Source organism: Flavobacteriales bacterium, assembly GCA_016700415.1.
Lineage (GTDB): Bacteria > Bacteroidota > Bacteroidia > Flavobacteriales_F > PHOS-HE28 > PHOS-HE28.
Map to the genome: position 1 here is coordinate 3557703 of CP065018.1, position 17965 is coordinate 3575667.

Below are 17965 nucleotides of genomic sequence, written 5' to 3' on the forward strand. Positions count from 1 at the left end.
TACCTGTCCAGTTTTTGGGGAGTACTACATGGATCCGTTCGATCACAGTTCAAACCCCCAACACGATGAAAGTACAATGCGTAGGAGTAGACATCGCCAAAAATGACTTCAAAGTGGCCTTTGCCACCAAAGGAGAAGATAACAAGCTGTCCTGTACCACGGCGAAGAAGTTCGACAATGCGAAGACAGGCTTCAACCAACTGGTGAGATGGGCAACCAGTGAGATGGACAAAAATGCACCATTGGTGTTCCTGATGGAGGCCACAGGAGTGTATCATGAAAAGCTGGCACATCACCTTCATCGTGCTTAAGCAAGCAGGTGCATGTAGTGCTGCCCAACAAATTCAAGCACTTCGCAGCAAGCCTGAATTCGAAGTCGAAGACCGATGCGATCGATGCCAAGTTGTTGGCCCGCTTCGGTGTGGAGCGAGAGCATCGGCCATGGAATCCGGCTGAACTCGTCATCAAGCGGATGCGCGATTTCAGTCGCTACCGGGTACAGCTACAAGAACAGAAGACGGCCATCACCAACATCCTTCATAGCAAGGATTATGCGCATGGTGTACCAGCGGATATCAAGAAGAGCAGCAAGAAGGTCATTGCCGTGCTGGAAAAGGAAATCGCGATACTCAGTAAGGAAATGGAGAAAGTGGTGAAGAGCCGATCCGGAAATTGAAGCCAAGGTGAACAAACTTCGCACCATTCCGGGATGCGGCATCACCACAGTGGCGGCCATAGTGGCGGAGACCAACGGGTTCAAAGAGTTCAAAAGCGCTAGCAGCTCACCAGCTATGCTGGCTACGACATCGTACACAATGAATCGGGCACATCAGTGCTAAGCAAGACGCGTATCTCCAAGAAGGGCAACAGGTACATGCGCCACCACATGCACATGCCCGCCTTGAGCGCATCCAAGCACATTCCCGAGTTCAAAGCGTTGAAAGAGCGCATTAAGGCCAAAACGGGGATACCGATGAAGGCGCAGGTGGCCGTCCAGCGTAAACCACCGATCCTGATGTACACCCTCTGGAAAAACGACTTGGTCTATGAGAAGGACTACCACAAAAAAGGTAGCCCGGAACAATGCCCAGGCTACACAGGATAGTGCTTTGCAGCAACTTCCTTTGGAGGTTTAAAGATAGTTGAAAATAAATCGACAGGACACTTGCATGTTAACACAGTACCTGCGTGCGCCACCCGCACCACATAAGCCCCCGGTGCCAGCGCCCCGGCGGGCAGGGTATACTGCTCCGCGCCAGCAGGCCACTCTACTTGCCACACCAAGCGCCCACTGCCATCATGGATGTACAGTTCTGTGTTTGAGAGCGGCGCTGGAGCCGAGAATACCGTGGAACCCGCGCTGGGGTTGGGCGCGATCTGTAGCGGTTGCGGTTGGTCGGCTTCCTGTTCGTGTATGCCCACGTTCAAACCATACAGCCGACTGATTAAACGCTGTGAAGTATCGTTGGTAGTGCCATCATCATAACCATGGTAAGCCCCATAGATGTAGTAGCTGCCATCCATGGCCGGGGTAATGCCCACGATGAACTTGTAAGGGTATTGTTGAAATCCATCCTCGTAGGCACCGCAACCGTTGCTGTTGAAATAGCCATCCAGCAGGTTCCCGGCGGTATCCACCATGGCAATGCCTCCGCGGGTTTCACCGTCAATTTGATCAAAGCTCCCTGTAATGGCCAATTTGTCCGGGCCTATGGGCTGGATGCCAAGTACCGATGGAGTGGCCAAGTGGTGATAGGTGGATCTGAATGCGAGGTGATTGTTGAATGTCGGATCAAGTTGACCATCGGGAAGCAACCGGATCAAGGAGAGCGTATCTGGGCTACCTACAAAGTGGTACCGCCCACCGCACACCACTTTGCCGTCTGACTGGGGATGGTAGCTGTACGTGTAACAGTAGTCGAGAAAGGGGGCATTGAAGGTGGTGTCCAAGGCACCGTCCGAATCCACCCGGAAGAGGATGGATACATTTCTCCCTTGGACCATGCCCCCACTGCCGTTGCAAATGAATTTGCCATCGGGCAATTCCTTAAAGCGGACGATCGGCCCCTCGGACTGGCGGTGGATACGGGTGGTATCCAACGAGCCATCGTTGTTCAGCCAAATGAGACTGTACCAGCCCACAAAGCCGCGCACAGAATCCCTAACCTGGTCCAAACCACTGATCAAAACCCGGCCGTCCGGGAAGACGTGGAAATCACCACCTTGAAAGATGGAATAAAGGGGCTGGTTTAATGCGTTGAAGTTGTTGTCCAAAGCACCGTCATCCAACCAAGAGCGGCGGATGCCTTGCCCATTGCCTGCATAGAAACGGTCCGCACCCCATGGAACTATCTTACCGCCCATGTACCCATAGGCTGGGAAGGTTGAGTTAACGGCGCCATCGGCAGTTAGTAAAATGCCGCCTCGAAGATCAAACTGTGAAGGGTAGTACATCGAACCGGATACGATGATCTCTCCGTCAGGTCGCTCCAGAATAGAGCCAATTCCTTGTTGTTGTATGGTCGTCCGGAAATTGGGGTCCAGATCGAACGGCTGCTGCGCGGCCGCTACCGTGGCGGCCCAGAGGGCCGCCACGGTCAGCTTCCGCAGGCTCATTGCTTCACCACCAATTTGGCGGTACCCACGGTGTTCCCGCCGTTCACCAGTTCGATGGTGTAGGTTCCCGGTGCCAAGCGGCGGGTGTCGTACACGGCTTGGCCTTCGGTGCTGGAGATCGGGATCATCTCCACCTCGCGGCCGGTGGCATCGCGTTCGGATGAATGAATTGGTCTTCCCATGGTCGGTTTTTGTTTGTTCTCAAAGCTATGGTCCGCGAAGGTGTTCAGCAAGCAGTGCTTGATCGGAATGTGCCACGGATATACAGGTCCGAGCGTATTGCGTTTCCGATAAGGGGGCATGCACGTTGAGGTGAGCCAACGGATCGTCATCATTGATCTTTTCTTCCCTGATCGGCTTCGATCTATTCTTGCCATGCTCCCGGCCTCCCAAAAGCAAAGCCACCGTCCCGCCCCATTTTCACCACCGCCGCTTCCTGCGTAGCTTTGAACTCCTTTTTAGCATGCTGCGCCACCTATCGATTCCTCTCATTTTGGGCCTCGGTTGCTCCGCCATGGCGCAAGAGTCGCAGAGCATTTACGACGATGCCTCGCGCACGCTCTATGCCCATGAGATGTACGGTGGTGCGCTGGTACATGGCGACGGCTGGGGCATCACCTTCCAATACGGCAAATACGTCACGGCCAAGAACCGTAACATGGTCGGCATCGACATCGTGTCGATGAAGCACCCCAAGGAGATCAAGAGCTTCAACCCGAACTACCAGGATGCGCGGGGCTATTTCTACGGGAAGCTCAACAGCATGATCATCATCCGGCCCACCATCGGCCGCAAGCACCGCATCGCGGAGAAGATCCGCAAGAGCGCCGTGGAGGTGAACTACGTGTGGGGCATCGGCCCTTCGCTGGGTTTGCTGAAGCCGGTCTACCTGCAGATCGGAAAGCCGGACTACCCCTACCAGACCATCGTTACGGAGCGTTACGACCCGAATGTCCATTTTGCCGATAACATTTTCGGTCGCGCCTCCTGGTTCAAGGGCGTGGGCGAGATGAAGGTCTACCCCGGGCTCTTTGGCCGCTTCGCTTTCAATTTCGAATATGCCGGTAACAACGCGGGTATCCGCGCTTTGGAGGCGGGTGTTTCCATGGATGCCTACGGGAAGAAGCTCCCGATCATGGCTGACCTGGAGGATGAGGGCATCAACAAGCAGTTTTTTCTGGAATTGTACATAGCGGTGCACTTCGGTGCGAAGAAGATAAGATGAGCGAGATCGCGGAAGGCACGGCCGTGGAACAGCCCCGCCGCAAGCCGGATTGGTTAAGGGTGAAGCTGCCCAACGGGGAGAATTTCAAGAAGGTACGGGCGATCGTGAGCGAGCATAAGCTGCACACGATCTGCCAAAGCGGCAATTGCCCCAACATGGGCGAGTGCTGGGGCGCGGGCACGGCCACCTTCATGATCCTGGGGAACATCTGCACCCGTTCCTGCGGTTTTTGCAACGTGGCCACCGGCAGGCCCGAGGAAGCGGATCCCTTCGAGCCCGCCCGCGTGGCCCGCTCCGTGGAGCTGATGGGCGTGAAGCACTGCGTGATCACCTCCGTGGACCGCGACGACATGCCGGACGGGGGCGCCAACATCTGGGCGAAGACCATCCGCTCCGTGCGCCGCCGCAGCCCGCAGACCAAGCTGGAAACGCTGGTCCCCGACTTCAAGGGGGAATGGCAGAACTTGGCCATCGTGCTGGAGGAACGTCCCGAGGTGCTCAGCCACAACGTGGAGACCGTGCGTCGCCTAACGCGTATCGTGCGCGTCCAGGCCAAGTATGACCGGAGCCTTGAAGTGCTGATGCGCTCCAAGAAATTCGGACTGCGCACCAAGAGCGGCATCATGCTCGGCCTTGGTGAGGAGGACCATGAAGTGCTGGAGACGATGGATGATCTGCACAGCGTGGGCTGTGATGTGGTCACTATCGGGCAGTACCTGCAGCCCACCAAGAATCATCTGCCGGTGGTGGAATTCGTGCATCCGGACCGCTTCGCCTTCTTCCGCGAGGAAGGCCTGAAGCGCGGCTTCCGCTTTGTGGAAAGCGGCCCGTTGGTACGCAGCAGCTACCATGCGGAAAAGCACGTTCACTGAACACGGGCGAACCATTCCACCCGCCACCTGTTCGCTCATCACAAACAAGTATTACAAGAAATGACCAAGCTTCGCATCGCCATCAATGGTTTTGGCCGGATCGGCCGCATCACCACCCGCATCCTCCTGGAGCGCAACGATGTGGAACTGGTTGCCGTGAACGATCTCACCGATACCAAGACCCTCGCACACCTCTTCAAGTACGATTCAGTACATGGTGTCTATAAGGGTGAAGTAGGGCATGACGCTGATTCGCTGCAGATCGATGGCAACGTCATTAAGGCCTTCTCCGAGAAGGACCCTTCGGCATTGCCATGGGCCAAGCTCGGCATCGATGTGGTGATCGAGTGCACGGGCCTCTTCCTCACGCGGGAGAAGGCTTCCGGGCACTTGAAGGCCGGGGCGAGAAAGGTGGTGCTCTCCGCTCCTGCAAAAGAGGAAGGGATACGCACCGTGGTCCTCGGCGTGAATGAGGATAAGCTTGATGGAAACGAGGACATCGTTTCCAACGCCTCCTGCACCACCAACTGTGCCGCACCCATGGTGCAGGTGGTCCAGGAATTGTGCGACATCGAGAGCGGCTACATCACCACGGTGCATGCTTATACCAGCGATCAACGGTTGCACGACGCCCCGCACCGGGACTTGCGCCGGTCGCGCGCGGCGGCCGTCTCCATGATCCCTACCACTACCGGTGCGGCCAAAGCCATCACCAAGATCTTCCCCGAACTGAAAGGGAAGCTCGGCGGCGCCGGGATCCGCGTGCCGGTTCCTAACGGCTCCATCACGGACCTCACCTGCCATGTGAATAGGGTGGTGACCGCTGAAGCGCTCAATGCCCGGTTCAAGGAGCTTGCCGAGGGAAAGTTGAAGGGCATCCTGCGTTACACCGAGGACCCGATCGTGAGCGTGGACATCGTGGGTGACCCTGCCAGCTGCATTCTGGACGGACTGCTCACCAGCGTGGTCGGTGGCAGCGTGAAGGTGATGGGCTGGTACGACAACGAATACGGCTTCAGCAGTCGCCTCGCCGATCTGGTGATGCTGGTGGGAAAGAAGCGCTGAGTTCCTGATCTACTTGGCTGGTCCGCCGCTCACCTGCCGATCGTCCTGCATGAGGTCGGTCTCTGAGCGCTTCATCAGGCGCATGCCGCTTTCATCGAACACGGCGTAGGTGAACCAGGTGATCCAATCGCCGAGGTTGATGTAACGGCTACCAGCGGCGACCTCCATGTCCACAGGTAGGTGCCGATGGCCGAAGATGAAGAAGTCATAATGCTCCTTCTTCAGGAGGTCCCTGCAGTATTGCACTAACCACTCCTGATCATCGCCGAGCCATTTGCGGTCGTTGTCATAGCTCTTCTTGCGGCTTCTCCCGCTCCAGAAATGCGCGATACCCAAGCCCAAGTTGGGGTGCAAACGCGCAAAGCACCATTGCATGAAGGGATTCCGAAAGATCCCCTTCATGAACTTGTATCCATGATCCCCGGGACCCAGCCCATCGCCATGACCGATGTACAGACGCTTGCCGTTCCATTCGCGGACGATAGGAAGTTGGTGCAACGTCACGCCGGTCTCCTTCGGCAAGTAGTCGAAGGCCCACATGTCGTGGTTGCCGATGTGGATGTGGACGGGGATACCGCGGTCGTGCAGCTCCGCCAGCTTGCCCAGTAGCCGGGTGAAGCCGCGTGGCACCACCTGCTTGTACTCAAACCACATGTCGAAGAGATCTCCGAGGATGTGCATCTCCGTGGCATCAAGTGCTGCCTGCTCCAAAAAGCGCACGATGCGTTTCTCCCGCGCAACGCTGCTTGCATGGTCGGGCACTCCGAGGTGGAAATCGGAGAGGAAGTAGATCTTGGAGGTAGTCATTGGTTAACCGCGGAGCACGCGGAGGGCGCAAAGAAACGCTGCCGGAGGGAGTTGAGCGCTGAAGCTCCAGCCTTGTGCCGCATTGAGATCCGCGAAGATCCCCTCTTTCAGCGTCATCTGCGTTCCATCAATGAGGCAACTTACGCAACGCCTGTGTGGGATCCAATTTCTCCAACGCCAGCACGATACGGATACGGTCCCCGAAGTTGAAGCCGCGCAGGTCCTGCTCTTTTTGGATGTCCTTCGAGAAGGCCAGCGGTACCCAGATCTCGGCGATGTCACGCCAGATCCGGATGCCAAGGCCCACTTCCCAATTGCCGCGCCAATCGGTGGTCTTGCCATCTTGGGTAATGAAGGTCACCGGCGCGGCACCGTAATTCGCAAAAGCCGTAAGCGGCAGTGCAAAGGGGAAGTCCACGTTCATGTTCAACGCCGCGATCCAGGTGTCCGAGGTGCCCAGGGCCGTCGGTGTCCGGAATCCACCTTGGTCGATGTTGAACTGCACGGCGGTATTCTGCCCAACGTATTGCCTGTCGAAATACAGGTGGTCGTAGAGCAGGTCGCTGCTGCCCCAGTACATGCGCCAGCCCATCTCGGGGCGCATCAATGAGCGGTCCTTATCCAGGAAAGTGCCTGCGAAAGCACGGAAGGAGACCCGGTGCTTCTTGGCGTCATAGATCGCGCTCCAGGTGGCGTCCAGTGAAAGACGGCTGAAGACCTCGCTGTTCAAGGATGTAACGGTGATGTCAAAGGGATTGAAGCCGGATTTCCTGGAGAAGTTCGCGCTCAGCTCATGATAGACGGACCTGCTGGTGCTGTTGATCGGCAGATCATTGGTCGGAGTGCGATAGGTCCCTTCGGCATGGTTCCACAAGATCACGCTCCGGTAGCGCAGGTAGGCTTCGGGGCCGGTGGGCTTCAGCCTCGGATCGAACTGGATGCTGGGCACTACACGTTGATACCATTGCTCCACATCACTCACGTTGTAAAGCGATGCCGCAAAGCCGGAGATGCCGATATGCACATTGCGCAGGACGCCACTTCGGAGCCGGTCCTCGTTCCACATTATCCTGGCACCTCCGGCCAGCCTTCCGCTGGAGAAGCCATAAAGAGGCGCTGCGGCCCATTCGAAACGTTGCGAGGGATACAACGTGTTGTACAGCGCCAGCCCGGCCATAAAGCCGTCGTGCGTGTTGTAGCCGATCACGGGGAACCAGAAGATGCTTCTGCGGTCTTCGCGTTCCAACCGCCCGAAGAACTTGACCGAAGGAAGGCGTGTTCTTTTCAGCAGCCCGAAGGAGCGTACCTCATCGTCACGCCGGTCAATGTCCATGGTGCGAGCGTCCACGTCGATGCGCACACGGTCCGCATTGGACCATGGCAGCGAGACGGTGTTCTTTCCATGCTCGCTGTCGATCCAAGTGGTGCCCAAGCTGTCCGTGCCGTTCCAAGCCGTGACCGGAAAGGGAAATCCTGAAACTGCGGTGGACCGATACGTGAGTTGATCCCCCTTCAGCTTCCGGGCCTTCGCGTTGGGCTTGTCCGCAGTTCCGATCAATTCCCCGAAGCACCAATTGAGATTCTTGCCGCTGGCTTTTTCATAGCTGGCCTGTACATCGGCTGGTTGTGGATGCTTCCACGCCCATTCGTTGAAATAGGCTTGGGTGCAGGAGTCGAAACGGTCGGCTCCGAGGTCATGGTAGAGCTGGTCGAAGATGAGCGCGGTCTTGGCATAGACCGTGACGCCGTAGCCTATTTCCGTGAACGCGGTGGATTTGCTCCCGGTCGGGGAGTCCCAATTCCGCCGGGCATTCAGCCGGTACAGCAGTTCGTTCTGCCGGTAGGGGATACTTTTCCCACCGGTCAGAATGCCCAAGGGGATACCTTGCACGTCGGTCGACTTCCTATTGGGATAGCGCTCGCCCAGATAGCGCTGCTCGAAGAAGCTGTTCATGCCCTCGTCCATCCACGGGTGATCACGCTCGTTGCTGGCGAGCATGCCGTAGAACCAATTGTGCCCCACTTCGTGCGCGATCACATCATCGAGCTCGTATGTAGAACTGGCGTTGCCGATGATGGTGATCATTGGATACTCCATACCGCCGCCCGCCGCGATGGTACCGTCGACAGCGGTGCAACTGGGGTAGCGGTAGTCGCCGATCCATTGGCTATACAGTCGCACGCTCTCGTTCACGTAGGTGATGGCATCGGACCACACCTCGGCATTTCTCGGGGTGAAGAGCGTCCACGTGGTCACCGTTCGGCCTGATCGTGGCAGCGTCACCTCCCCTTTGCGGACCTGGTAGCGTTTGTCCGCGAACCAGGCGAAGTCATGTACATGGTCCTGCCGGAAGCGAAGGGTCTTTGTATTGCTGCTCGAAGGAGGGAAGGCGTTCGACCGTTCAGCATTTAGCACTGCCGCGAGTGAATCCATCCAAGCTTCTTCCCCGGGGTTGTCCACAAGCATCCCCGTGGCGCCCATGACATAATTTGCGGGCAAGGTGATCGATACGTCGAAGGAGCCGAACTCCGAGTAGAACTCGCCTTGGTCAAGGAAAGGCATGGCGTGCCAACCGGTCTTGTCATAGACCGCGGGCTTGGGATACCACTGCGTGATGTAGTACGCTTGTCCGGTATGCCCCAGTCGCGAGAATTTTGCGTCGGGGACCTTCACATGGAAAGGTGTGGTGATCCTGACTTTCTCCCCTGTCACGATCGGGGCGCTCAATACAAGCCAAGCGATGTCCGGGTTGTCCGGTGCCAGTCCCCACGCCAGCTTTTGCCCTTCGCTGCGGAAGTCAAGGCTGTCGATGAAGCCGCGATCCTCCGGCTTAGCGAAGTGGAGGCTGAAGTCGTTGTGCGGATCCTTCTGCCGGCAGAGCGCGGTGTTGCGATCGCGATAAGCGTTTGGCCAGAGGTGGATCCACAAGGTGTCCAGCGCCTGTGGTGAGTTGTTCGTGTAGTCGAATTCCTCATTCGCAAAAAGCTCATGAGCGGAGTCGTTCAGCCGCACCGTGATGCGGTAGTCCACCTGCTGCTGAAAATAGTCCTGTGCGTGTGCGAAAAGTGGCGCCGCGAGCAATGCGCCCAGCATCCACGGTCGCACGGCCTGCATCACCTATTTGAAGATCTCGGCCAGCTTTGCTTCCAAGGCGGGTCCGCGCAGATTCTTCGCGAGCACCTTGCCGTCGCGGTCCACAAGCACGGTGTAGGGGATGCTGGACACGCCGTACTGCTGGGCCACCGCATTGTTCCAGAAGGCCAGGTCGCTCACGTGCTTCCATGGCAGTCCGTCCTGCTTGATCGCTCCCGTCCATGCGCTCTTGTCCTTGTCCAAGCTGACGCCGAGGATCTCGAAGCCCTTGTTGTGGAAGCGGTCGTACACCTTCTTTACGTTCGGGTTCTCCATGCGGCAGGGGCGGCACCAACTGGCCCAGAAGTCGATCAGCACCACCTTTCCGCGCAGGTCGCTCAGGGCGATCTGCTTGCCTTCCGGCGAGGCCTGAGAGAAATCGGGCGCCTCGCTGCCCACGGGGATGAGGTTGTCCAGCTTGGCCTGCTGCTCTTCTTGCAGTTGTCCGGCTTTGGCTTGTTGTTCCATGCGGTCCACTTCATCGCGGAAGCCTGCGAAGTATTCGCTGTTCGGAATGGTCTTGCGGAGTGAATCGCGCACGGCCATGAACAACGGCAGATCCTGCTGGATGTTCATCCGGTTCAACGCTGCAAGCACCGCTGGCGAGCTCATATGCGTATTGATGAAGTCCTTGGAGCGCGCCGTGAACGCATTGTTCAGTTCCATATAACGCTGCATCGCGGCAGAATCGTTGCGGTCCGCTTTCAAGCGCTCCATCAAGGGCTGGTTTTCCTTGTCGAAGGCCATGGACTCCTTGAAGTACGCATGCATGAGGCTGGTATTCACCGAGCCTTCAACGAGCTTAGGCTGCTGCAACGAATCCGTCTTGGCCTCGAACACCAGGTTCTCGGCGCTGTCCAACAGCACCACCAACATGTTCTTTCCGTCGAAATTGATCGAATAGAAGTCGAGCGGCATGGACGGCACCTTCATCACACCCTTGCCTTCCTTGTCCAGTAGCACGCTGTCCACATGCACCGGCTGGTTGGAGACGAACTTGTCCAGGTAAAGCGTCTTGCCCGCGCCACCATCGACCTGTGCGGTAATGGAGCGCGATTGCGATGTGGCGGTGCAGCCGGCCATTAATCCGGCCAGAAGTACGAGCGGTGCGAAGATCTTCATGTTCATTCTTGTTCAAGCATGCGTTTTACGGTCTCGTTCGCGGTGCGCGGGTCGGCCTTCCCTTTGGTGGCCTTCATCACCTCGCCCATGAACAGGCCGAGCAGTCCTTTGTTGCCGGCGCGGAAGGCCTCCACCTTGTCCGGAAAGCGGGCCATGGCACCACGTACGGCTTCTTCGATCACGTCGGCACCGGCATTGGTGAGCAAGCCGTTTGCCTGGGCCAGCTCTTCTGCGGTGCCGGGCTTCTCCAGCATCAACGGGAAGAGCTTCTGCGAGGCCAGCGAGTGGCTGATCTTGCCGCCCTCGACCAAGCTGACAAGCCCGGCAAGGCGTTCCGCGGATATCGGCAGCTCGGTGATCGAAAGTCCTTTCTCGTTCACCCAGGAACGGACATCGCCCATCACCCAGTTGGCGGCTTGCTTGTACGGCTTCGCACTCGCGTTGCTGGCGAGATGTGCAGTTACATCCTCATAGTAGAGCGCAGTACCCTTGTCATCCGTGAGGATCTCTGCATCATAACTGCTCAGCCCGAATTCCTTCGTGTACTTCGCCCGCAGTTCGCGCGGCAGCGGCGGCATGGTTTTTCGTACCGCTTCTTTCTTCGCCTCGCTCACTGTCAATGGCTGGATGTCCGGTTCGGGGAAGTAACGATAATCATGGGCCATCTCCTTGCTGCGCAACGAGGTGGTAATGCCTTTGGCCGCATCGAAATTGCGCGTCTCCATGCTGATCGTACCGCCCGCGTCCAACACTTCGGACTGCCGCTGCGCCTCGAATTCGATCGCGCGCTGCACGTTCTTGAAGCTGTTCATGTTCTTCACCTCGGTGCGCGTGCCGAATTCCTTGGAACCCTTGGGCCGGAGGCTGATGTTGGCGTCGCAGCGCAGGCTGCCTTCTTCCATATTGCCGTCGCAGATGTCCAGGTAGCGCACGAGACGGCGCACTTCCACTAAGTAGTCGTAGGCTTCCTGGGAAGAGCGCATCACCGGCTCGCTCACGATCTCCACCAGCGGCACGCCGGCGCGGTTCAGGTCGATCAAGGTGTTGAAGGGGTCCACGTCGTGAATGCTCTTACCCGCGTCCTCCTCCATGTGGATGCGCGTTAGCTCAATGGCTTTCTCACTGCCATCGGACATGGTGATGGTGATGGTTCCACCGGTGCAGATCGGTGTGGTATCCTGAGTGATCTGGTAGCCCTTGGGCAGATCGGGGTAGAAGTAGTTCTTGCGGGCATAGTGCATGCGCGGCGCGATGGTGCATCCACAGGCCAGCCCCAGCTTGATCGCATGGTCGATCACGGCAGCATTCGGCACCGGTAAGGTTCCGGGCAGTCCGAGCGTCACCGGACCCACCAAGGTATTGGGGCGGTCGCCGTACGCATTGGGGTCGCTGGAATACGCCTTGCTCTTGGTGAGCAGCTGCGCATGGACCTCCAGGCCCACCACCAGCTCCCATTTTTCGCTCCAATGCGGGGCGTTGATCACGGCTTCCTTGTTTTCAGGCTTCATCATCCACCGTCTCTTTTCGGTCCGGTATTAGGGCCACAAAGGTGCGACAGGTTCGGTGACTTCATCGGTCCGGACCAACACGGTCGAGACCACTTCAGACCCATATTTCAGATCAGCGGCCATCAGCCCTTTCAGCGTCATCTGCGTTCCATTCGGCTTCAGCTCCCCGCTACCATCTCCCGCATGATCAGCGTCAAGCTCGGCTCGGCCTTCTCCGCCACGCGCTGTACCATCTCGTGGGTGGTCTTCTCGATCCGGCCCTCCACGCCCATGTCGGTGATCACGCTCATGGCGAAGCATGGCAGGCCCATTTGCCGCGCGGCGATCACCTCCGGGACGGTGCTCATACCCACGGCATCACCGCCGATGATCCGCACGTAACGGTATTCCGCAGGCGTCTCCAAAGTGGGACCGGTGAGCCCGACGTAGGTGCCGGTGCGCACAAGGATGTTGTTGGCCTTGGCGATGCCTTGTGCGCGGGCGATCATGGCATGGTCGTAGGGCTCGCTCATGTCCGGGAAGCGTGGCCCGAACTCGTCGATGTTGGCACCGATCAGCGGGTTCGGGAAGAGGCAGATATGGTCGTTCAGGATCATCAGGTCGCCGGTCTCGAATCCGGCGTTCACGCCGCCGCAGGCGTTGCTGACGAACAGCCGCTTGATGCCCAGCAGCTTCATCACCCGCACGGGTAGGATCACCTCGGGCATGGTCCAACCCTCGTAGTAGTGGAATCGGCCCTGCATGGCAACCACCGGTTTTCCGCCCAGCAGGCCGAAGAGCAGCTTGCCGGGATGGCCCTGCACGGTGCTCACGGGGAATTCAGGGATGTCGGAGTACGCGATGCTGTGCTTCACATCGATCTCCTTGCCCAGTCCACTGAGGCCAGTGCCAAGGATGATGCCCGTTTCCGGAGTGAAGCCCGCAGTGGCTTTTTTCAAGTGGTCAGCGATGCGTTGGATGCGTTGCAACATGGGATCGGATCAAGGCCTCGAAGGCGTGTGGTTGATTGAGGATGACGGCGCGGATGCCGATCACTGCGATGGGAAGGTCTTCCAGCGGGCCGGAAATAAGCGCAGTGCCCAAGCGTGCCGAGTCCTTTTCCGTGGTGATCAACGTTTTTTGGCCGGTCGCGAAGCTACTGAAAACCCGCGCCACCTTGGCCTCGTCCCCGGCGGTGAAGGCATGATGGTCTCCAAAGGCCATGTGCCGAACGGTCCCGAAGAGCGATCTGACATGCGTTTCTAACGGCGTGGCGTCCGCGATGCCCGTGACCAACAGCGCGGCCGCACTGGGGCCGGTCGGCACGGTCATCGTGCTATCGATCAGTGATCGTGGATCTTCATGTTCCAAGCCACTGAAGAAGAGCTGTTGCTCGTCCCGCAGCCCCAATTCCTTCCGCCAGCGGAATTGTTCGTCCGGCGTTGGCAACGTCGGGCATTTCGTCACGATCACCGCATCGGCCTGTCGTGCGCGATGGGGCAGGTCGCGCAAGTTTCCGGCGGGCAGCAGATGGTCCTTGCTCCAAGGGCGCTGCCAAGTGGTCAGCACGATGTTCAGTCCGGCCTTGAGGGCCCGGTGTTGCAGTGCGTCATCGAGAACAACAGCACGGACATCGGGCACCCGTTGCACGATCTCCTTCACGCTGGCCACGCGGTCCGCCCCCACGAACACGTGCACGCCGCTGAACTTGCGTTTCAGCATCAAGGGTTCATCGCCCACGGCACGGGCATCATCCATGCGTTCCACTTCGGCGAAGCCCGTGCCGGTCCTTCCATAACCACGGCTCAGTGTGGCCAATGGCATTGATGGTGCATCCTTGTGTTGGTCCAGCAATGTGCGCAGCACCAGTTCCACGTGCGGGGTCTTGCCGGTGCCGCCCAAGGCGATGTTGCCGATCACGATGGTGGGAATTTCCGGGATGGTGGACCTGCATGTCCCGCTATCGAACAGACCGTGCCGTGCATGCAACACCAAGGCATAGAGCCATGAAAAGGGGAGCAATAACAGGCGGAGAGCGGACATGGCGCTCAAAGATGAGGGTTGTCTGTTGAAGACAGGGGAGTTCAGGATCTCCCATGCAAAGCCAAGTGCCCTGTGGCTTGGTACCTTGCCGACCGGAACAACGCGCATGAGGATCAAAGAAATAATTCGGGCACTGGAGCAATGGGCACCGCCTGTCCTCCAAGAGGAATATGACAACTGCGGCCTGCAAACGGGCGATCCGGAGGCAGAGGTGGGCGAGGCGCTCCTCACCTTGGATTGCACGGAAGAAGTGGTGGCCGAGGCCGTCCGGAACAAGTGCGGGCTCATAATCGCGCACCATCCGGTGATCTTCAAGGGGATCAAGTCCTTGACGGGCCGTAATGATGTGGAACGCACGCTGCTCGCCGCGATCCGCGCTAACGTGGCCATCTATGCCATCCACACCAACTTGGACAATGTGATCGACGGGGTGAACGGCGAGATCGCAGACCGCCTCGGCCTGAAACCGTTGCATGTGTTGGATCCCAAGCCGGGGCAACTGTGCAAACTGGCGGTTTTCGTGCCCCGTGAACATGCCGATACCGTGCGTGACGCCATGTTCGCCGTTGGAGCCGGGCATGTCGGCGCCTACGATGAGTGCAGCTTCAACGTGGAAGGAACGGGCACGTTCAGGGCGGGGGAGAGCGCTAGGCCTTTCGTAGGGACGAAAGGGGAGCGGCATGGCGAAGCGGAAGTGCGCGTGGAGGTGTTGTGCCCGGCCACTAGGGAGCAGGCCGTGGTGGAGGCCTTGCGGGCAGCCCATCCATACGAAGAAGTGGCCTATGACCTGTATCCGTTGGCCAACCTGCATCAGGGCATCGGAAGCGGTTTGCTTGGGGAATGGGACGAGCCGTTGGAGGAAGTGGCGTTCCTGGAAAAGCTGAAGGCAGTTTGCGGGCCACCGGCCATACGACACACCACCCTCACCGGGAAGCCCGTGAAGCGGGTGGCCCTTTGCGGCGGCTCAGGGGCCTTTCTCATCGGCAAGGCCATGGCCGCCGGGGCGGACGCCTATGTGACAGGGGACGTGAAGTACCACGAGTTTTTCCTGCCGGAAGGCCGGATGCTGCTGGCCGACATCGGGCACTTCGAGAGCGAACAATTCACCCCCCACCTGATCCAGAGCAGGTTGGCCGGAATTCTGCCTACCTTTGCGACCCGTTTATCAAAAACGGGCACCAATCCCATCCACTTTTTTTGACCATGGCAAAAAGCGCAACGAAGACCGCTGAGAAGGAGGTGAAGGCACCAAAGGCCGCAACCAAGGCCGAGAATGCCGTCGCGGGGAAACTCATCGACCTCTACCGGCTCCAGCATTTCGATTCGCTGGTGGACAAGATCCAGACCCAGCGTGGTGAACTGCCCTTGGAGGTGCAGGACCTGGAGGATGAGGTGGCCGGTCTTGAGACCCGTATGAACAAGCTGACCGAGGATCTCAAGGAAGCCGAGACCGCGGTGAGCGACAAGAACAACTTCATCAAGGATGCCAAGGCGAGCATCAAGAAGTACGAGGCCCAACAGGCCAAGGTGCGGAACAACAGGGAGTACGATTCCCTGAGCAAGGAGATCGAGTTCCAGAACCTGGAGATCCAACTTGCCGAAAAGCGCATCAAGGAGGGCAAGTACGCCATTGAGACCAAGGGCACCGTGGTGGAAGAAAGCAAGAAACTCTACAAGGAGCGGAAGAAGGACCTGGACCTGAAAAAAAAGGAACTGGACGACATAATCGCTGAGACCGAGAAGGAGGAGAAGGACCTGACCAAGAAGAGCGAGGCTGCTGCCAAAGCGATAGAAGAGCGCCTGCTGAAGGCATATCGCCGCATCCGTGGCAATGCCCGCAATGGCTTGTCGGTCGTACACATGGAGCGCGGTTCCTGCGGGGGCTGTTTCAATGCCATCCCGCCCCAGCGCCAATTGGACATCGCCAGCCACAAGAAGATCATCGTTTGTGAGCACTGTGGCCGCATCCTTGTTGACGAGTCCATCGTGGACGAGGTCAACGGGACCAAGTGATCATACTCCGATAACATTGAAAAAGCCTCCCGACAAGGAGGCTTTTTCAATATCCGGGGTCCGCACCAAGCTCTATCGTCGCTTAAGGCCGGAAGGCGAACGTGAGCATCCCGCGGCTGTCCGTCAGACGTTCAAGCACGGGGGCCACCAATGCCGGGTCGTACGGGTAGTAGTTGATGTCCCGGGTGCCATAGATACCGGTGAGGTCGATGCTCACGTGTTTCGTGCGGAAGCCCAGGCCGGCCGTGTAGCGCATATAGGAAGTGCCTTGCCGGGCATCATTATCCGCATAGGCATCGGGCCAAATGCCCCAACCTCCGCGGAAATACCAAGAACCTGAACGCCATTCCGTCCCCACGCGCACGCTATGGGTCGAACGGAAGTCGTCATGGATCGCGTCGTTCTCCGAGCTGAAATCATAGGAGCTGAGCCCGTCGATGCTTTTGTTCAGCCGGGCTTGCCGGAAATTCGTGAATCCGTAGTCGATGCTCACCAGTCCATGTTGGCCAACGATGTAGGCGGCGGAGGCCAGGACGTTCCAAGGCGTGCGCACCCTGTAGTTGAAAGCGCCGTCCGGTGAGTCCTTGATATATCGAGAATCACCATTGGTATCGGGCGTTCGGAAATTGGTGGTCATGGTATAGGAGTACGCATCGCTGAGCTGTAGCCATTTGGGACTGTGGAAGGCGAGGCCCAAGCGCAGGTGGCCGCCCACCCGGCCGATCACGCCCAACTTCAGGTCCAGACCGCTCCCGGTGGTCAAGAGCCTTTGGGTGTAGTTCAGGTCCTTCAGGTCCAGTGCAGTGTCCAAGGTGGTTTCCGAGTGTGAGGTCTCCCGCTCATAACGCACACCTACCAAGCCCAGCGTTGCGCCGATGTAGAGCCGGTCCATGTAGTTGGCGGCATAGAAGAAGTTCGTGGTATTGAGGCGCCCCGCAGTTCTGATGGAATGCTCCTGACGGGTATCGCTTCCGAACGGGATCGCACTGGTATATGAGCTGGGCAATGAATCGTTCGGATCCAGCGGGTTGATACCATAGGTTTCCCACGCAAGGTTACTGGTCCAACCATAAGCATCCGCCAATTTATTGGATGGCGTTCCATTGGCCTCGTTCACGAAACGCTGGAGAATGGTGCTCGGCACCTGTTCGCCCGCGGCATGTTCGTTCCAGTGGTAGCTGGCCTGCCGGTCGAAGGAGATCCCGAACACGCCACCACGCCAGTCCCCGCCCTTCTTGTCGGGATAGCTGAGGATGAGGGAGATGTTGTTCAAGCTGAAGCGGTTGTCGTTGTCGGAAGCACTCGTTCCGTAATAGTTCGCTTTGGCGTTGTTCACCTCGAACTGAGGTGTCAAGGAGATCTCACTGGTGTTGTATAATCCGAAGCCGGCCGGGTTGGTAGAGGCACTGCCCGGGTCCGCTCCCACGGCACCGATGGCCCCGCCCAAGGCCCAACTGCGCGCGGTCCCCCCTGGGAGCAGGTTGGAGAAGCGTAGCGCATCCTCCTCATTCTGGCCAAAGACCCCCTGTCCTCCACAGAAAAGAAGGATGCCGGTCAAAAGAAAGGAACGGAGCTGGGACAT

General features: G+C 58.3%; 18 protein-coding genes. 9 read left to right on the plus strand and 9 right to left on the minus strand.

Features of this window, described 5'->3' with window-relative positions:
- Positions 1 to 65 precede the first annotated feature (65 nt).
- The 4 genes from IPP95_14875 to IPP95_14890 are packed head-to-tail and all read left to right on the plus strand — an operon-like array spanning position 66 to position 1105.
- Positions 66 to 311, plus strand: coding sequence for a transposase (locus IPP95_14875; GenBank protein QQS72433.1), 246 nt, complete (start codon positions 66 to 68; stop codon positions 309 to 311).
- Positions 312 to 319: 8 nt separating this feature from the next.
- Complete coding sequence (locus tag IPP95_14880) at positions 320 to 676, plus strand: transposase (GenBank protein QQS72434.1); 357 nt, start codon at positions 320 to 322, stop codon at positions 674 to 676.
- A gap of 7 nt (positions 677 to 683) precedes the next feature.
- Positions 684 to 839 carry a transposase gene (locus tag IPP95_14885; protein QQS72435.1) on the plus strand — a complete coding sequence of 52 codons (156 nt, stop codon included), beginning with the start codon at positions 684 to 686 and terminating at the stop codon, positions 837 to 839.
- Complete coding sequence (locus IPP95_14890) at positions 806 to 1105, plus strand: transposase (GenBank protein ID QQS74287.1); 300 nt, start codon at positions 806 to 808, stop codon at positions 1103 to 1105. The genes IPP95_14885 and IPP95_14890 overlap by 34 nt, the downstream gene beginning before the upstream one ends.
- On the opposite strand, the gene IPP95_14895 is transcribed toward IPP95_14890, so the two are convergent.
- Positions 1093 to 2616: a T9SS type A sorting domain-containing protein gene (locus IPP95_14895; GenBank protein ID QQS72436.1), complete on the minus strand. Its 1524-nt coding sequence runs from the start codon at positions 2614 to 2616 to the stop codon at positions 1093 to 1095. The genes IPP95_14890 and IPP95_14895 overlap by 13 nt on opposite strands.
- The gene (locus IPP95_14900) at positions 2613 to 2918 is read right to left on the minus strand and encodes a T9SS type A sorting domain-containing protein (protein QQS72437.1); all 306 of its coding nucleotides are present in this window, start codon (positions 2916 to 2918) and stop codon (positions 2613 to 2615) included. Before IPP95_14900 ends, IPP95_14895 begins: the two co-directional genes overlap by 4 nt.
- A gap of 212 nt (positions 2919 to 3130) precedes the next feature.
- On the opposite strand from IPP95_14900, the gene IPP95_14905 reads away from it, so the two are divergent.
- From IPP95_14905 to gap, 3 genes are read left to right on the plus strand one after another with little or no spacing between them, the layout of a single operon-like run.
- Positions 3131 to 3841, plus strand: coding sequence for a hypothetical protein (locus IPP95_14905; GenBank protein ID QQS72438.1), 711 nt, complete (start codon positions 3131 to 3133; stop codon positions 3839 to 3841).
- Positions 3838 to 4713, plus strand: a complete 876-nt coding sequence (gene lipA, locus IPP95_14910; GenBank protein QQS72439.1) for a lipoyl synthase — start codon at positions 3838 to 3840, stop codon at positions 4711 to 4713. The genes IPP95_14905 and lipA overlap by 4 nt, the downstream gene beginning before the upstream one ends.
- Positions 4714 to 4773: 60 nt before the next feature.
- Positions 4774 to 5778: a type I glyceraldehyde-3-phosphate dehydrogenase gene (gap, locus tag IPP95_14915; protein QQS72440.1), complete on the plus strand. Its 1005-nt coding sequence runs from the start codon at positions 4774 to 4776 to the stop codon at positions 5776 to 5778.
- Between the two features lie 9 nt (positions 5779 to 5787).
- Here gap and IPP95_14920 read toward each other — a convergent pair whose 3' ends face one another.
- From IPP95_14920 to lpxK, 6 genes are all read right to left on the minus strand, one after another.
- Positions 5788 to 6585: a UDP-2,3-diacylglucosamine diphosphatase gene (locus tag IPP95_14920; protein QQS72441.1), complete on the minus strand. Its 798-nt coding sequence runs from the start codon at positions 6583 to 6585 to the stop codon at positions 5788 to 5790.
- A 127-nt stretch (positions 6586 to 6712) separates the two neighbouring features.
- Positions 6713 to 9700, minus strand: a complete 2988-nt coding sequence (locus IPP95_14925; protein QQS72442.1) for a M1 family metallopeptidase — start codon at positions 9698 to 9700, stop codon at positions 6713 to 6715.
- Between the two features lie 3 nt (positions 9701 to 9703).
- Positions 9704 to 10846 carry an AhpC/TSA family protein gene (locus IPP95_14930; GenBank protein QQS72443.1) on the minus strand — a complete coding sequence of 381 codons (1143 nt, stop codon included), beginning with the start codon at positions 10844 to 10846 and terminating at the stop codon, positions 9704 to 9706.
- Positions 10843 to 12348 (minus strand): Asp-tRNA(Asn)/Glu-tRNA(Gln) amidotransferase subunit GatB, encoded by a 1506-nt coding sequence (gene gatB, locus IPP95_14935; GenBank protein ID QQS74288.1) that lies wholly within the window; start codon positions 12346 to 12348, stop codon positions 10843 to 10845. The genes IPP95_14930 and gatB overlap by 4 nt, the downstream gene beginning before the upstream one ends.
- A gap of 158 nt (positions 12349 to 12506) precedes the next feature.
- Positions 12507 to 13319: a purine-nucleoside phosphorylase gene (locus tag IPP95_14940; protein QQS72444.1), complete on the minus strand. Its 813-nt coding sequence runs from the start codon at positions 13317 to 13319 to the stop codon at positions 12507 to 12509.
- Positions 13291 to 14370, minus strand: coding sequence for a tetraacyldisaccharide 4'-kinase (gene lpxK, locus IPP95_14945; GenBank protein ID QQS72445.1), 1080 nt, complete (start codon positions 14368 to 14370; stop codon positions 13291 to 13293). Before lpxK ends, IPP95_14940 begins: the two co-directional genes overlap by 29 nt.
- Positions 14371 to 14476: 106 nt before the next feature.
- Here lpxK and IPP95_14950 point away from each other — a divergent pair, with 106 nt between their 5' ends.
- Together IPP95_14950 and IPP95_14955 are read left to right on the plus strand one after the other, a co-directional pair.
- Positions 14477 to 15571, plus strand: a complete 1095-nt coding sequence (locus tag IPP95_14950; GenBank protein ID QQS72446.1) for a Nif3-like dinuclear metal center hexameric protein — start codon at positions 14477 to 14479, stop codon at positions 15569 to 15571.
- A 2-nt stretch (positions 15572 to 15573) separates the two neighbouring features.
- Entirely contained in the window at positions 15574 to 16383 is an 810-nt protein-coding gene (locus IPP95_14955) for a hypothetical protein (protein QQS72447.1), read from the plus strand.
- 82 nt (positions 16384 to 16465) lie between these two features.
- On the opposite strand, the gene IPP95_14960 is transcribed toward IPP95_14955, so the two are convergent.
- Positions 16466 to 17965 (minus strand): hypothetical protein, encoded by a 1500-nt coding sequence (locus IPP95_14960; GenBank protein ID QQS72448.1) that lies wholly within the window; start codon positions 17963 to 17965, stop codon positions 16466 to 16468.

Excerpts from the sequence above, each read along its gene's own strand:
- IPP95_14875 (QQS72433.1), top strand. The coding sequence starts at position 66 with ATGAAAGTACAATGCGTAGGAGTAGACATCGCCAAAAATGACTTCAAA.
- IPP95_14895 (QQS72436.1), bottom strand. The coding sequence starts at position 2,616 with ATGAGCCTGCGGAAGCTGACCGTGGCGGCCCTCTGGGCCGCCACGGTA.
- IPP95_14900 (QQS72437.1), bottom strand. The coding sequence starts at position 2,918 with ATGCCCCCTTATCGGAAACGCAATACGCTCGGACCTGTATATCCGTGG.
- IPP95_14905 (QQS72438.1), top strand. The coding sequence starts at position 3,131 with ATGGCGCAAGAGTCGCAGAGCATTTACGACGATGCCTCGCGCACGCTC.
- lipA (QQS72439.1), top strand. The coding sequence starts at position 3,838 with ATGAGCGAGATCGCGGAAGGCACGGCCGTGGAACAGCCCCGCCGCAAG.
- gap (QQS72440.1), top strand. The coding sequence starts at position 4,774 with ATGACCAAGCTTCGCATCGCCATCAATGGTTTTGGCCGGATCGGCCGC.
- IPP95_14920 (QQS72441.1), bottom strand. The coding sequence starts at position 6,585 with ATGACTACCTCCAAGATCTACTTCCTCTCCGATTTCCACCTCGGAGTG.
- IPP95_14925 (QQS72442.1), bottom strand. The coding sequence starts at position 9,700 with ATGCAGGCCGTGCGACCGTGGATGCTGGGCGCATTGCTCGCGGCGCCA.
- IPP95_14930 (QQS72443.1), bottom strand. The coding sequence starts at position 10,846 with ATGAACATGAAGATCTTCGCACCGCTCGTACTTCTGGCCGGATTAATG.
- gatB (QQS74288.1), bottom strand. The coding sequence starts at position 12,348 with ATGAAGCCTGAAAACAAGGAAGCCGTGATCAACGCCCCGCATTGGAGC.
- IPP95_14940 (QQS72444.1), bottom strand. The coding sequence starts at position 13,319 with ATGTTGCAACGCATCCAACGCATCGCTGACCACTTGAAAAAAGCCACT.
- lpxK (QQS72445.1), bottom strand. The coding sequence starts at position 14,370 with ATGTCCGCTCTCCGCCTGTTATTGCTCCCCTTTTCATGGCTCTATGCC.
- IPP95_14950 (QQS72446.1), top strand. The coding sequence starts at position 14,477 with ATGAGGATCAAAGAAATAATTCGGGCACTGGAGCAATGGGCACCGCCT.
- IPP95_14955 (QQS72447.1), top strand. The coding sequence starts at position 15,574 with ATGGCAAAAAGCGCAACGAAGACCGCTGAGAAGGAGGTGAAGGCACCA.
- IPP95_14960 (QQS72448.1), bottom strand. The coding sequence starts at position 17,965 with ATGTCCCAGCTCCGTTCCTTTCTTTTGACCGGCATCCTTCTTTTCTGT.